We start from the raw sequence: 13,797 nt of genomic DNA on the forward strand, positions 1-13,797 counted from the left end.
ACCAACGTTCCATTTACCGGATCAATGATCCGGCACCCGATCGCCATACTAGACTCGCCCTCGGACGAGGAGGAGGACCGGAAGTGGTGGGGAAAGGCTCGGGATCGGCCGGAGACGTGTGGCTGCGACCGCCCGCGCGGGCGGCGCGCGAGGCGCCCCCGCTCAGCCGGGACCGCATCGTGGAGGAGGCCGTCGCCCTCCTGGACGAGGAGGGCGCCGACCGGCTGACCATGCGCCGGCTCGCCGAGCGCCTCGGCACCGGTTCGACCACGTTGTACTGGCACCTGAAGACCAAGGACGACGTCCTCGACCTCGCCCTCGACGCGATCTTCGCGGCCGTCGCGATCCCCGGCGACGACGGCGGACACTGGCGCGCCGCCGTCACCACGCTGATCAGCGGGTGGCGCGCCGTCCTCCTGGAGCACCCCTGGTCGGCCGCGCTGCTGGGCCGCCCGATGCTCGGCCCCAACGTGCTCGCCCGCAGCGAGTTCCTGTACGCCACCCTCGTGAAGGCCGGGGTCGTCGAACCCCACCTGACCGCCGCGGCGTACGGGCTGTCCAACTACGTCATCGGAAGCGCGCTCATGCAGGCGACCTGGACGGCCAGGGGACAGCAGGCCGCCGGACAGGCCGCCCGCGAGCAGTTCCAGGCCAAGAGCGACCGCTATCCCGTCCTCGCCGCCCATGGCCCCCTGGTCGCGGACGGAGACTGGGACACCAGCTTCGCCATCGGCCTCGACTGGCTCCTGGACGGCATCCAGGCCGGCACGGCCACCGGCGAGGCGCCCAAGCGGCCCGAGGAGGGGTCCCGGTAGTCCCGGCCGGAAAAACAACGGTGCCGACGAGCGCGGTCATCACGTGGACGACCGAGTACTACCAGCTCGCCGTCGAAAACCTGCGCGCCGGCGGCCGGGATGCGCCTGATGAGCTGCTGGCCCACATCTCCCCGGCCCACAGCGAGAACGTCAACTTCTTCGGCGTCATCACCGTCGACGACGAAGCCGAGCTCGCCAAACTCGACGGAGGCGGCTGGCGCCCCTTGCACCCGGCCGCTGTTGAGCCGAGCCTGCGCCCATGACGGGTTCTTGGGGGCTGGGTAAGGTTCCGGGTCTGGCTGAACGCCGAGCCGCCATGTGCGTGGGCTTGGAGGAGCGAGGCGGGGAGAGGAGTGGGCCCGCATTCAACTGCCGAGGGCGCGCTTTTGTGGGTGGATCGCCTCGCCGCGGGCGAGCATGTCAACGAACTGGGTGATACGGCGGGCTCGGGTCTCGGCGCGTTTGGCGTTCGCGATCCGATAGAGAACGGCGTAGCGGTTTTGGGAGGTGAGGATGTCGAACATCGCTTGTGCCTGGGGTTTCGCGGCCAATGCGGCGGCCAGGTCGGCTGGTACCTCGATGCCGGCTTGTCCCGCGTAGGCCGTGTCCCAGCGGCCGTCGGCCTTGGCGCGTTCGACCTCGGTCATTCCGGCCGGATGCATCCGGCCCTCGCTGATCAGACGGGTGACGATGGAAACGTTCCGCGCTGACCAGGGACTTTGCCTTCCGCGAGGGGTGAAGCGCCGGCAGAAGGTGATCTCATCCCGCCGTCGTAGCCGACCATCGATCCAGCCGTGGCACAGGGCTTCGTCGAGCGCCTGGTCATAGGTCAGGCTGGTGGGCCGGGTCGTGTTCTGCTTGGCGAGGACCAGCCACACCCCTGCCGAGCTGTCGTGGTGCCTGCTGAGCCACTCCCGCCAGGCTCGGGCATCGGTAACGGTCAGTTCCAGTGGTTCGTTGCTCATCGTCATGTGCCCCTGATGATCATCAAAAGGATGGTTGTCGGCGGTCACCCGAAGGTGGGAGCCCACGAGGGGGCCTGCCGGAAGTGGCGCTGGATCGGCCAGCGGTGGAGCCGGCCGATCACGTCCTTCGCCACGTCGCCACCGCGGTCCCTGGACGGATGACGCCCGCCCGCCTTCACCAGGTCTTGCCGGCCTGCTCCCGGATCGTGTGGTTGATCCGGTTGAAGAAGTTGGTGATTGCGATGTTCAGGATGATCGCGGACATCTGGTTTTCGTCGAAGTGGGTGGCAGCAGCGTCCCAGATCTCGTCGGTCACGCCCGGAGCGCCGTCCTGGATCCGGGTGGCGGCCTCGGTCAGCGCGAGCGCGGCCCGCTCCGCCTCGGTGAAGAACGAGGTCTCGCGCCAGGTGACCACGTTGTGCAGCCGCTCGTCGGTCTCTCCATGCTTCTTCGCCGACTGGACGCCGGCGAAGACACACGGGCTGCAGCCGTTGATCTGGCTGGCCCGCAGGTGGACCAGCTCGAGCACGAGCGGGTCGACGCCCCCGGCGTGAATCGCCTTGTGGAGATGCTGGATCGCTGTGATCACGTCGGGATTCGCCACGCTCTTCATGCGTGCTTCCATGGGTCCTGCCCCTCATCGGTTGCGTGCGCCCATCCGGGCCCGTCATCTGACGAACCTTGGCGGAGGTCATCGTCGTCGTAATGGACTTTTAGGCCGAGGAGTTCTCGGTCATGCCGGCGACGTTACGGTATGACCCGGTCAGAAACGGTCCTGGTCATCGAGCAGACTGTTGTCCGTGCTCAACACCTCGGCGCGGCTGCTGCGGCTGCTGTCTTTGCTGTCAACGCGGCAGTCCTGGACGTGCGCTGATCTTTCCGCCCAGCTGGAGATCACCGAACGGACGGTTCGCCGGGACATCGCCCGGCTACGTGAACTCGGCTACGGCATCGAATCGGAGATGGGCCCATGGGGCGGCTATCACCTCGGGCCCGGAACCAGCATTCCGCCACTGATCCTTGACGAGGAGGAGGCCCTCGCGGTCGCTGTCGGGCTGCGCACCGCCGCCTTCAGCGGAGTCTCCGGCAGCGACCAGGCAGCCCTGTCGGCGCTGCTGAAACTACGCCAGGTGCTGCCGGCCAGGATCGCCGACCGGCTCGGCGAGCTGGACGCCGCGTTCACTCACACCACGCGACCCGACGACAGCCAGATCTCCCCCGCGCTGCTGCTCGACCTGGCCACCGCGTGCCGGCGAGGCGAACGCACCCAGTTGACCTACCGCGACGGGGCCGGAACGACGTCCACCCGCCGGGTGGACCCCTACCGGCTCATCTACACCGGCCGCCGCTGGTATCTCCTCGCATACGACCTGACGCGGCAGGACTGGCGCACCTTCCGTACCGATCGCATCATCGATGCCACAGCCATCGGGCAGGCCGCTGCCCTGCCCGACCCGCCAGATCCAGCACAGATGGTCAGCACGGGCATCGCGCTGAGGCCCTACCCGATGCGGGTGACCATCCGCCTGGCCGTACCGGCCGATGAGGCCCTAAGGCTGGTGCCACCAACGGTCGGCGTCCACCATCCGGACGGCGATGACGCAACGATCGTCGATATCGGCGGGCCAGACGCCGACGGCCTGGCCCGCTACCTGCTCAGCCTCGGCCGACGACTCCAGATACTGCACCCAGAAGAGGTCCGCCAGGCATTCCTCACCCGCACACAACAACTCCTCAAGGACAATCAGCAACACGACCATCCGCTGATCGCCGACACGGCTACCTGCAGTGACGGATGTTGCCAGCCACCACGGACGGGTGCTGAGATTCCGCATTAGGGCAGGTCAGCGATATCCGTTGGTTTTTCGGCCAGGACTACCGGGACGCCGCTACCCCCGAACTCTTCGACGCAGGGATCCGGGGTTCGGGAGAAACCCGGGCGTGTGGGTCAGTCGCACAGGACCCGGGTCAGGCGCCGGGAGGCGAACCAGACTCCCGCCCCGGCCAGCACGGCCAGGTAGGCCGCGTGCCCCAGCAGCCCCCACCCCAGCATCCCCATGCACAGGCCGCGCACCAGCTCCACCGCGTGATAGAGCGGCGTGAGCTGGATCAGCACCTCGACCCCGACCGGGTAGTCCTGCACGGGGGAGAACGTCCCGGAGAACAGGAACAACGCGAACTGCCCGGTGCCCATCAGGTCGAAGTCCTGCCAGCCGCGCATCAGCGTGCTGACGGCCATCCCCAGCCCGCCGAAGGCCAGCCCCACCAGCACGGTCGCCGGAAACGCGGCCAGCGCCCAGCCGGGCTCCGCCAGCCCCATCACCACCATCACCACCAGGAAGATCGCGGTGTAGAGCGAACCCCGGGCGATCGACCACACCAGCTCGCCCACCGCGATCTCGATGGGCCGCACCGGCGTCGCAAGCACCGCCTCGAACGTCTTCATGTACTTCAACTTGAAGAAGAAGTTGAACGTCGTCTCGGCCAGCGCCCCCGACATCGCCGACACCGCCAGCATCGCCGGCGCGACGAACGACGCGTACGACATGGTCCGCCCGCCCACCGTCAGCTCACCGATCAGCGCGCCGACGCCGACACCGATCGACAGCAGATACAGCAGCGGCTCGAAGAAGCCCGACAGCAGCACGATCCAGTACGACGGCCCGGAGCGCAGCGCCCCCACGTTGCGGCCGATGACGGCGCCCACCCGGCCGAGGGAGACCCGGGACGCCACCAGCGTCGTCACCATCAGTCCTCCAGCTTCCGGCGGAACGCCCGCACCGCCAGGAAAAGACCCGCCACCGCCCACACCAGCAGATAGCCGGCATGCACCGGAACCGGCCAGGCCGGGGCCGCGCCGAGCGTCGCCGCCCGGCACAACTCCACCGCATGCCACAACGGCGAGGCGTACGCCAGCGGGCGCAACACCGCCGTGAGCTGCTCGACCGGGAAGAACACCCCCGCGAACAACGTCGAAGGGATCACCACGAACCGGAACAGCAGCGAGAAATAACTGTCGTGGTCGATCGTGGCGGCGAACGCCGTCACCGGCGCCGCCACCGACACCGTCAGCAGCGCGCACACCAGCGGGGTGACCAGCGCCCACGGCGAATGCAGCCCGCCGAAGAACACCACGACGACCAGGAAGGCCACGACCGCGATCGTCACCCGGAAGACCAGGTAGAGCAGATGGCCCCGGACCATGTCGGCCGGCCCCACCGGCGTGGCCCGCATCGCGTGATAGGCCCGGACCCACTTGAAGTCGCCCAGCACCGAATAGGTCGACTCGCCCACCGCGATCTGGAAGGCCGTCGACGCGAGCACGCCCGGCACGATCCACGGCAGGTAATCGACGCCCTGCACCCTACCGACATAACCCCCGACACCGATGCCGATGCTCACCAGGAACAGCACCGGCAGCACGAACGAGGAGAACACCGACGCCTGCCACAACCGCCGGTAGAGGGTCAGGTGCCGCTCCAGCACCGCGATCGTCGGATGCACGCCATGGGTCACGGCCATCTCAGTCCACCAACGTCCGGCCCGTCAGATGGAGGAACACATCCTCCAGCGTCGACCGCCGCACCAGCACGCTCGACGGCTCCAACCCGCGCCGCTGGATCTCGGCCAGCGCGGCGTCTCCGTCGTCCACGTAGACCAGCACCCGGTCGGGCAGCGGATCGACCCGCTTGCCCACCCCCTCCAGCGCCGCCGCGTACCGCGGCCCCGCCTCCGGCATGCCGGGGAAACGCAGCTCGACCACCTCGGCCGTCGAGTAGGTCGCGATCAGCGACCTCGGCGACCCCTCCGCCACGATCCTGCCGCCGTCCATCACGACCAGCCGGTCGCACAACTGCTCCGCCTCGTCCATGTAATGCGTCGTCAGCACCAGCGTGGTGCCCCGCTGCTTGAGCCGGAACAACCGCTCCCACAACAGGTGACGGGCCTGCGGGTCAAGCCCCGTCGTCGGCTCGTCGAGCAGCACGAGATCAGGATCGTTCACCATCGCCCGCGCGATCGTCAGCCGCCGCTTCATGCCTCCCGACAGCGGCTCCACCTTCCCGCCCGCGCGGTCGCCGAGCTGCACGAACTCCAGCAACTCGTCGGCCCGCCTGCGGCTCTCCGCCCGCGACAGCCCGAAATAACGGGCGTACGTCACCAGGTTCTCCCGCACCGTCAGATCGGGATCGAGGTTGTCGAGCTGGGGACACACCCCCAGACGCGCGCGGATCCTCGGCCCGTCGTGCACCGCGTCCATGCCAAGGATCCGCAGCTCCCCGGCGGTCGGCGTGGACACACACCCGATCATCCGCATGGTCGAGGACTTGCCGGCCCCGTTGGGCCCGAGGAAACCGAACGCCTCTCCCGGCGCCACGTCAAGGTCGATCCCGTCGACGGCGGTGAACTCCCCGAAGCGTTTGACCAGGCCACGCGCGTAGATCAGAGGTTGATCAGCCACGATCCGAGACCCTAACCAACGGCCCCGACACTTCCGCAACAGGTTATCCGCGCCACCCGGCCGGGCCCTGCCCCGCCTCCCCGGCGACCCCGCGGAGACCGTCACGCCGCACCTGATCCACCAGGACCCGCCCCCAGGCCCGGCCCCGTATCCGGACGCCCCCCGGTGGCCGTACGCTGACTTGCGTGAACACGTTCGAGCTGGGCACCGACGGCCCACGAGTGATCCTCGTCGGTATCGACGGCTCGGAAACCTCCCTGCGCGCCGCCGCGTACGCCTGGGGGCTCGCCCGCCGCCAGGGCTCGCATGTCGTCCTCGTCTACGTCACCAACCCCGGAACGATCAGCACGATAATGCCGGCCGCGTCGGCCTCGGTGATCGAGGCGGGGGAGGAGGTCGCCGCAGACTTGCGCACACAAGTGGAGCGCTTCGCCCAGACCGCCCACTCACGCGTCGACTACACCTTCCGCACCGAGTACGGCGACGCCGCCGGCGTCCTCGCCAAGATCGCCGACGAGATCAGGGCGGACGCGGTCGTGGTGGGAGCCTCCACACAGGCCGGCCACCGCTTCATCGGCTCGGTCGCGCTCCGCCTGGTCCGCACCGGCCGCTGGCCGGTCACCGTCGTCCCCTGACCCACCGCACATTCACTCGGCCTCGCCTCAGCGGCGGTCGGGGCCCGACACGTCCAGCGCCCGCAGGCCCTCCAGCACCCGCAGCAACGTCGCCTCGTCCGGGCCGTCGGCCCGCGCGCCCACCGGATGCCGCCGCACCCGCCGCGGCAGCGCTCCCGCCAACGCCCCCGCCGCCTCCGGCCGCCCGCGCGGCGCGGAACCGGCGGCCGGAGCAGCCGCCGCCCCCGGCGGACGCGACCCCTCCACCGGCGAGATGGCCAGCTCACACCATACGATCTTGCCGCGATCCGGCGCCGAATAGTGGCCCCAGCGCCGGGCCAGACTGCCGACCAGCGCGAGCCCCCGGCCGCTCTCGCGCAGCTCGCCTCCCCCCTCGCCATGCGGCACCGGCTCGCGCTCGCTGACGTCCCACACCTCGATGAACAGGCTGCGCCGCCCCGGCGCCACCCGGACCCGCAGCGCCACCGTACGCAGGGCCACCGGGAACATCGACGAGGCCACCGGCGGGCTGACCACGGCGTCCGTCGCCCGCACCGCGTTCGTCACCAGCTCGGAGACGACCAGCTCCGCCGTCTCGGCCAGATCCGCGAGCTCCCACCCCCGCAACTGGCACCGCACGAACGCGCGCGCCCGGCGCGGGGCGGTCGCGGCCGACCCGAACACCTTGTACGCCGTCCTGCGGCCCTCCTGCGAAGGGAAGGGGGAGATCAGCATCGCGCCGGCCGGGCCTGGACGAACCGGCCGGCGAGGACCGGGACGGCCGGTCGGGGAAAACCCATGCCTCCGATCATCTGTCATGAACGGCTGCAAAGTGACGGGCTTCACGGCATTCGCCTAACTTTCTCCTGCCGCTCACCCACGTGACACCGCCGTACCTGACAGGAGGTGACAGGAACACGCGGCACGCTGGACATATGAACGGACACGCCACCGGCACCTTCGACATCACCAACTGGACCGACCTGGCCATCGAGGAGAAGGAAGGCGCCACCTTCGGCCGCAACCACATCACCAAGACCTTCCACGGCGACCTTGTCGGCACCAGCACCACCGAAATCCTCACCGTCGTCACCCCTGACGGGCCCGCCGCCTACGTCGGCGTCGAACACGTCGAAGGCACCCTCCACGGCCGCAAGGGCACCTTCGCACTCCAGCACAGCGCGGCCAGCCACAACGGCGAACAGTGGATGAAATGGCAGATCGTCCCCACCAGCGGCACCGGCGAACTGGCCGGCCTCACCGGCGAGGGCACCATCCGCGCGGAGGACGGCCACCACTACCTCCTCGACTACACCCTCCCCGAGGCCTAATCGGCCCCCATCCGGGTAGCCGCCGGTCCATGGTGAAATCCGCTGACCGGCGGCCCGCGGACGACCCCGCCGCCGCGCCTGCCACCCCCAGAACCCCGGTACCCCGCGTCGCCGTCATCGCGCACCGCAAGAAGACCGTCGGCGGCGGCCTCGACGAGCTCCGCAAGCTCATCACCGGCTACGACGTCGACGACCTGCTCTGGTATGAGGTCCCCAAGAGCAAGAAGGCCCCCAAGAAGGTCCGCCAGGCCCTCAAGGACGGCGCCGAGCTGTTCTTCCTCTGGGGCGGCGACGGCACCGTGCAACGCTGCGTCGACGCCCTCGCCGGCAGCGACGCCGCCGTCGCCATCGTCCCCGCCGGGACCGCCAACCTCCTCGCCCGCAACCTCGGCATCCCCGAAGACCTCCCCGAGGCCGTACGGATCGGCTTCGAGGGCCGCCGCGCCAAACTCGACCTCGGCAAGATCAACGGCGAGCACTTCGCGGTCATGGCGGGCGTCGGCTTCGACGCCGAGATGATCGCCGACGCCGACCGCGGCCTCAAGGACCGCCTCGGCCGCTTCGCCTACGTCTGGACCGGCCTGCGCCACGTCGGTGGCGCCGTGACCCCCATGAAGATCAAGATCGACGACAACGACTGGTTCGAGGGCGACGCCAGCTGCGTACTCGTCGGCAACGTCGGCACCGTCACCGGCGGCATCGACGTCTTCGAAGACGCCCGCTACGACGACGGCTGGCTCGAAGTCGGCGTCTCCACCGCGGAAGGCCCCATCCAATGGGCCCGCACCCTTGGCCGCATGAGCGCCGGCAACGCCGAGAAATCCCCCTTCGTCCGCATCACCCGCGCCCGGAAGGTATCGGTCAAACTCCGCACTCCCATGGCGTACGAACTGGACGGGGGAGCCCGCGACCGGGTCAAGCGCATCACGGTCAAAGTCGTGCCCCAGGCCATCACGGTCTGCCTGCCCGAAACCCCCGCCTGACCACGCGAGTCCCGGACGCTCCGCGCCCGGTCCAGGGACGACGCCAACCGTCCGAACTGGCCGGGCGCCTCGAACGGCCCCGCCTGTCCGCGAGGCCTACACAAGCCGTCGTCATCGGAGGCCGCGACCGGGCCGCAGCCCTACCGCCGACAGCAAAGGCCGCTTGCAGGCCCGGTCGTCCAGACCGCCGCCAGGCACCCGCCGATCACCTGTGCTCTCTCAGCCGGTGTGAAGGATCCGAAAGCGACCGGGATCCGCCGGATCACGATCAACGACCTGGATCGGCGTCCACGCCCATTGCCACACGCTGATACCTGGCGTGCGGGAGAAGCGGATCTGCCCCCGGGTGCCTTCGACCGCGACGCGCGGCCAGGATCCGGCAGTGCGCGCCCGGTCCACGCCCTGGGAACGCAGCACATCGGCGAGGACGGCGACCGCGTCGTACCCCTCGAAGGCGACGAAGGAGGGCGCTTCGGCCAGCCGCTCGCGGAGGGCCGTCTCGACTCGTGCACCGAGTGGGCTGAGGCGCTCGGGCAGGTAGCGCAAGAACGGGATCGCCGCACCGTCGTCGCCCAGCAACATCGCCCATTCGGCGAACTCCGGTTGCCCGGCCGGAGCACCGATCATGATCTCGGCGAGACGCTGGTCGCGGCGCACAGACTTGACGATCGGCACTGCCGGCTCCGGATGGCCCACCAGAAGAAGGAGGGCTGTCGCGCGACTGTCGACGAGTTCGTCACACACGGCCCTGGGGGTGCGCCCGCGCACGTCGAGTTCGATGACGGTGCCGCCGCGTGGAGCGAGGTGGTCCCGCAGAACGCGGGCCCCAGCCGCCCAGTAGACACTCGACTCGGCTGCTACGACGATGCGCCTGTGGCCCGCGCGGAGGAGGAAGTCCGCGTAGATCCGCCAGCCGTGGGACTGCGCCGGGGCGAGGCGCGCGACCCATTCCGTCGGCCGTTCGGTGAGCGCGTCGAGAACCGCCGACGAGCAGAGGAACGGCAGGCCGAGGGCGTCGGCCCTGGCGGCGGCGGCACGGGCGACGACGCTGTGATATTCCCCCGCCAAGGCAACCACGCCCAGGCGCGCCAATTCATCCACGGCCGCCGCGGCCCTGTGCGGATCAGCCGCGGTGTCTCGCACCACCAGCTCGAGTGGTCGTCCCACGATCCCGCCGGCGTCATTGACTTCGCGAACGGCCAACTCGAGTCCAGCGAGCAAGTGCCTGCCTGCCTCGACCCAACCAGGCCGAGTCAGCGGAACGAGAGCGCCGATCTGGACGAACGATCCGTCAGCCCGCTCCGCTCCAGGTGGCGACGGTGGCCTGTCCATGCGCTGGCGTCTCCAATGTAACGACTCGTTGCACTATGCCCGGATCGCAGAGTGGCAAGGCCCGATAGTACGCGTCCATCCCATCGTCGCCCTAGCGGGCTTCCGGGTGATCATGCCGGTTATTGCATCCACCACCGCCAACCGGTGCGGATGAAAGGCCAAGGAGCGTGTTCCCCAAGGCCGGTGCCCTTCGCCGCTCCCGGTTCGATGACGTCGCCACCGAAGTCACGGCGAAGGGTTTCCACCATGACGTTTCTTTCAGCTCGCCATGCCGGCGAACATGCCGGGTTCATAGGAGCCGCCCGGGTTGCGCACGATCACGTTGAGCCGGTTGTTGGCATTGATCATGGCGATCAGGGACACCAGCGCGACGATCTGGTCGTCGTCGTAATGCTTGCGCACCCGGTCCCAGGTCTCGTCGGACACGCCGTGGTGCGCGTCGGCGATCCGAGTGCCCTCCTCGGTGAGCGCCAGCGCGGCCTGCTCGGCCTCGGTGAACACGGTGGACTCGCGCCAGGCGGCGACCAGGTGGAGCCGGACCGCGCTCTCCCCGGCCGCCATGGCGTCCTTGGTGTGGCAGTCGATGCAGAAACCGCAGCCGTTGATCTGGCTGGCGCGCAGCATCACCAGGTCCTGGGTGGCCTGGGGGAGTGGCGACTGCTGGATCGCCAGGGCGACGGTGTAGATCCGCTTGGCGATCCTGGCGCCGAGCTCGTTGGCCATCAGGTCGATACGGGGTTCCATGACGGTGGTCCTCACTCGCGACGTGGCGTACCGCGCCGATCGGCGGCGCGGCGTCCTGACGAGCAAGAGATCCCGGCGACCCGATCCCTGTGACAACACGGCCCTGTGACGTGTGTCACCGAACACGGCTGTCACACAGCGGTGAGGACCGGCCTCTTATGCATGGCACAGTCGGGAACCGACAGACAGGAACCAGCGATGAGCGAACGCGGCGAGCGACCGACGGACACAGCAGGGCCCCTCGCTCGTGACAGCCGCATGGACTCCGCCATGGACCTGGCCACGGAGGTGTTCGTCGCCCATCGCAATCTTTTGTTCACCGTCGCCTACGAGATGCTCGGTTCGGCCGCCGACGCCGAGGACGTGCTGCAGGACACCTGGCTGCGATGGGCGGGCGTCGACCTCGGGACGGTGCGGGATCAGCGTGCCTACCTGGTGCGGATCGCCACCCGCCAGGCATTGAAACGGTTGCGTACGCTAGGCCGGCGCAGGGAGTCTTATGTCGGGCCGTGGTTGCCCGAGCCGTTGCTGACCGCGCCGGATGTGGCCGAGGACGTCGAGCTGGCCGACAGCGTCTCGATGGCGATGCTGCTGGTGCTGGAGACGCTCGCACCGACCGAGCGGGCGGTGTTCGTGCTGCGTGAGGTGTTCGACCTGGATTACGACGAGATCGCCGAAGCCGTCGGCAAGAGCCAGGCCGCCGTCCGCCAGATCGCCCACCGGGCACGCGCGCACGTCGCCGCCCGCCGTCCCCGCGACGTCGTCTCCCCGAACGCGACCCGAGCCGCGCTCCAGGCCTTCCAGCAGGCGGTCGAGACCGGCGACCTGCAACGCCTGCTCGACATCCTCGCCCCCGACGTCGTCCTCCTGACAGACGGCGGCGGACTCAAGCAGGCCGCGTCGGCGCCCGTCGTGGGGGCCGGCAAGGTGGCCCACGTGCTGAGCAGGATCACCCCCGCGGCCTCGCTGCAACCGGCACACGTCAACGGCCACCCCGCCCTGGTCGTCCGGCTCGACGGCGACATCGACACCGTCATCACGGTGCGCATCGACGAGGGCCTCATCACCGGGCTCTACGCCGTACGCAACCCCGAAAAGCTGTCGCGCATGGAGCGGGAGACCACGATGAGCCGCTAAGCCCGGCGCCCCGCCGGCAACGCGGCCACCCGGAGCGACTGCGACGACGACCGTGACGCACATCACAGCACCTCGCGCCCGAACCCCCGCGACCCGGCACAGTACCCACAAACAATGGACGACACGGACCTCCGGCTGCTGCGACTGGTCGCCACCGGTGACGACCATGCCTTCGAACAGCTCTACACCCGGCACGCCCACGCCCTGCTCGCCTACGCCGAAGGACTGCTACGCGACCGCGGCGCCGCCGAGGAGGCCCTGCAGGAACCTTCATCGCCGTCTGGCGCTCCGCCGGATCCTACGAACGCCGCTCCACCGTCCCGCACCCGGCTGTACGGCATCTGCCGCCGCCAAGCACTCAAACGCATGAACGGCGGCCGCCCCGCCCCCCTCCCATCCACCGAACCAGACCCCGAAGTCGTGGCCCTCGCCCGCGCCGACACCGCCGCCGTCGCCGCCGCGCTCACCGCACTACCCGCCACCCACCGGGAAGTCCTCACCCTCGCCCTGTCCGCCGGCCTGTCCCACGCCGAGATCTCCCACATCCTGGACATCCCTGTCAGCACGGTCAAAAGCAGGCTGTTCACCGGCGTCGGCGGCCACGACCTCACCACCAGAAGCGGCCGCCTGGCCGTACAACGCCGGCTCGGCTACCTGCCCCAGGACCTGGGCCTCTACCCGGACCTGTCGGCCCAGGAGTTCCTCGACTACGTCGGCCTGCTCAAAGGACTCGACGACACCATCGCCCGCCGCCGCCAGATCGGGGAGCTCCTCGACATGGTCGGCCTGACCGGCGCCGCCACCCGCAAGCTCCGCGGCTTCTCCGGCGGCATGCGCCGCCGCGTCGGCATCGCACAGGCCCTGCTCGGCGACCCCGCCCTGGTCGTGGTCGACGAACCCACCGCCGGCCTCGACCCCGAGGAGCGCATCCGCTTCCGCACGCTCCTGGCCTCCATCGCCGCCGGCCGCACCGTGCTGCTCAGCACCCACATCGTCGAGGACGTCGCCCAGACCTGCCGCGACACCGCCGTCATGGCTCGCGGCCGGGTCGTCTTCAACGGCCCGGTCGCCGACATCGCCCAGCAGGCCGAAGGCGTCACCTGGGAACTGGTCGGCCAGGGACCGCCACCCGCCACCGGCGTCGTCGTCTCCGCCATCAGCCGCTCCGACGGCACCCACTACCGTCTCGTCAGCCCCGCCCGGCCCCATCCTCGCGCCGTACCGGTCCAGCCCTCGCTGGAGGAGGGGTACGTCGCGCTCATGCACGCGGGCGCGAGCGGCTGACCAGCGGGGGAGAGGGGAGTGGTCACGCTGTGTAGTCGCCGGATCGGCCGCTCGCACCGAGGGCACCGCACCGGCACCGGGGAGTCCGGTCGCGTCCTGCCTGAGTCGATCTGTCACGCGACCGAGATGCTGA

16 protein-coding genes are annotated in these 13,797 nt (G+C 69.6%); 8 read left to right on the forward strand and 8 right to left on the reverse strand.

The genetic code is table 11. The annotated features are described in order from the left end of the window. Nucleotides 1-83 precede the first annotated feature (83 nt). Nucleotides 84-815 (forward strand): TetR/AcrR family transcriptional regulator, encoded by a 732-nt coding sequence (locus QSK36_RS08905; protein WP_285782006.1) that lies wholly within the window; start codon nt 84-86, stop codon nt 813-815. A 20-nt stretch (nt 816-835) separates the two neighbouring features. Then, the gene (locus QSK36_RS08910; RefSeq protein ID WP_285782007.1) at nt 836-1,078 is read left to right on the forward strand and encodes a Tn3 family transposase; all 243 of its coding nucleotides are present in this window, start codon (nt 836-838) and stop codon (nt 1,076-1,078) included. A gap of 102 nt (nt 1,079-1,180) precedes the next feature. Here QSK36_RS08910 and QSK36_RS08915 read toward each other — a convergent pair whose 3' ends face one another. Together QSK36_RS08915 and QSK36_RS08920 are read right to left on the reverse strand one after the other, a co-directional pair. Next, nucleotides 1,181-1,828: a YdeI/OmpD-associated family protein gene (locus QSK36_RS08915; protein WP_285782008.1), complete on the reverse strand. Its 648-nt coding sequence runs from the start codon at nt 1,826-1,828 to the stop codon at nt 1,181-1,183. Nucleotides 1,829-1,955: 127 nt separating this feature from the next. Continuing rightward, complete coding sequence (locus tag QSK36_RS08920; protein ID WP_352239945.1) at nt 1,956-2,393, reverse strand: carboxymuconolactone decarboxylase family protein; 438 nt, start codon at nt 2,391-2,393, stop codon at nt 1,956-1,958. Between the two features lie 187 nt (nt 2,394-2,580). On the opposite strand from QSK36_RS08920, the gene QSK36_RS08925 reads away from it, so the two are divergent. Then, nucleotides 2,581-3,618: a helix-turn-helix transcriptional regulator gene (locus QSK36_RS08925; RefSeq protein ID WP_285782009.1), complete on the forward strand. Its 1,038-nt coding sequence runs from the start codon at nt 2,581-2,583 to the stop codon at nt 3,616-3,618. 110 nt (nt 3,619-3,728) lie between these two features. On the opposite strand, the gene QSK36_RS08930 is transcribed toward QSK36_RS08925, so the two are convergent. From QSK36_RS08930 to QSK36_RS08940, 3 genes are read right to left on the reverse strand one after another with little or no spacing between them, the layout of a single operon-like run. Continuing rightward, the gene (locus QSK36_RS08930) at nt 3,729-4,529 is read right to left on the reverse strand and encodes an ABC transporter permease (protein ID WP_285782010.1); all 801 of its coding nucleotides are present in this window, start codon (nt 4,527-4,529) and stop codon (nt 3,729-3,731) included. Then, entirely contained in the window at nt 4,529-5,302 is a 774-nt protein-coding gene (locus QSK36_RS08935) for an ABC transporter permease (RefSeq protein ID WP_285782011.1), read from the reverse strand. Before QSK36_RS08935 ends, QSK36_RS08930 begins: the two co-directional genes overlap by 1 nt. A 1-nt stretch (nt 5,303) precedes the next feature. Then, the gene (locus tag QSK36_RS08940; RefSeq protein ID WP_285782012.1) at nt 5,304-6,239 is read right to left on the reverse strand and encodes an ABC transporter ATP-binding protein; all 936 of its coding nucleotides are present in this window, start codon (nt 6,237-6,239) and stop codon (nt 5,304-5,306) included. A gap of 185 nt (nt 6,240-6,424) precedes the next feature. Here QSK36_RS08940 and QSK36_RS08945 point away from each other — a divergent pair, with 185 nt between their 5' ends. After that, complete coding sequence (locus tag QSK36_RS08945) at nt 6,425-6,874, forward strand: universal stress protein (protein WP_285782013.1); 450 nt, start codon at nt 6,425-6,427, stop codon at nt 6,872-6,874. Between the two features lie 27 nt (nt 6,875-6,901). Here QSK36_RS08945 and QSK36_RS08950 read toward each other — a convergent pair whose 3' ends face one another. Further along, nucleotides 6,902-7,588 (reverse strand): ATP-binding protein, encoded by a 687-nt coding sequence (locus tag QSK36_RS08950; RefSeq protein WP_183532195.1) that lies wholly within the window; start codon nt 7,586-7,588, stop codon nt 6,902-6,904. A gap of 200 nt (nt 7,589-7,788) precedes the next feature. Between QSK36_RS08950 and QSK36_RS08955 the strand changes: the two genes are divergently transcribed. After that, entirely contained in the window at nt 7,789-8,184 is a 396-nt protein-coding gene (locus QSK36_RS08955; protein WP_183532193.1) for a DUF3224 domain-containing protein, read from the forward strand. A gap of 29 nt (nt 8,185-8,213) precedes the next feature. Beyond that, a complete protein-coding gene (locus QSK36_RS08960) occupies nt 8,214-9,167 on the forward strand; it encodes a diacylglycerol/lipid kinase family protein (RefSeq protein ID WP_285782014.1) in 954 nt (317 codons plus the stop codon). 219 nt (nt 9,168-9,386) lie between these two features. Here QSK36_RS08960 and QSK36_RS08965 read toward each other — a convergent pair whose 3' ends face one another. Further along, entirely contained in the window at nt 9,387-10,499 is a 1,113-nt protein-coding gene (locus tag QSK36_RS08965) for an ABC transporter substrate-binding protein (RefSeq protein WP_285782015.1), read from the reverse strand. Between the two features lie 258 nt (nt 10,500-10,757). Continuing rightward, nucleotides 10,758-11,243, reverse strand: a complete 486-nt coding sequence (locus QSK36_RS08970; RefSeq protein ID WP_285782016.1) for a carboxymuconolactone decarboxylase family protein — start codon at nt 11,241-11,243, stop codon at nt 10,758-10,760. Between the two features lie 270 nt (nt 11,244-11,513). Between QSK36_RS08970 and QSK36_RS08975 the strand changes: the two genes are divergently transcribed. Together QSK36_RS08975 and QSK36_RS08980 are read left to right on the forward strand one after the other, a co-directional pair. Next, nucleotides 11,514-12,380 carry an RNA polymerase sigma-70 factor gene (locus tag QSK36_RS08975; RefSeq protein WP_285782017.1) on the forward strand — a complete coding sequence of 289 codons (867 nt, stop codon included), beginning with the start codon at nt 11,514-11,516 and terminating at the stop codon, nt 12,378-12,380. Between the two features lie 114 nt (nt 12,381-12,494). After that, entirely contained in the window at nt 12,495-13,664 is a 1,170-nt protein-coding gene (locus QSK36_RS08980) for an ATP-binding cassette domain-containing protein (RefSeq protein ID WP_285782018.1), read from the forward strand. Nucleotides 13,665-13,797: the final 133 nt, after the last annotated feature.

The sequence above is a fragment of the Microbispora sp. NBRC 16548 genome (genome assembly GCF_030268985.1).
Taxonomy (GTDB): Bacteria; Actinomycetota; Actinomycetes; order Streptosporangiales; family Streptosporangiaceae; genus Microbispora; species Microbispora catharanthi.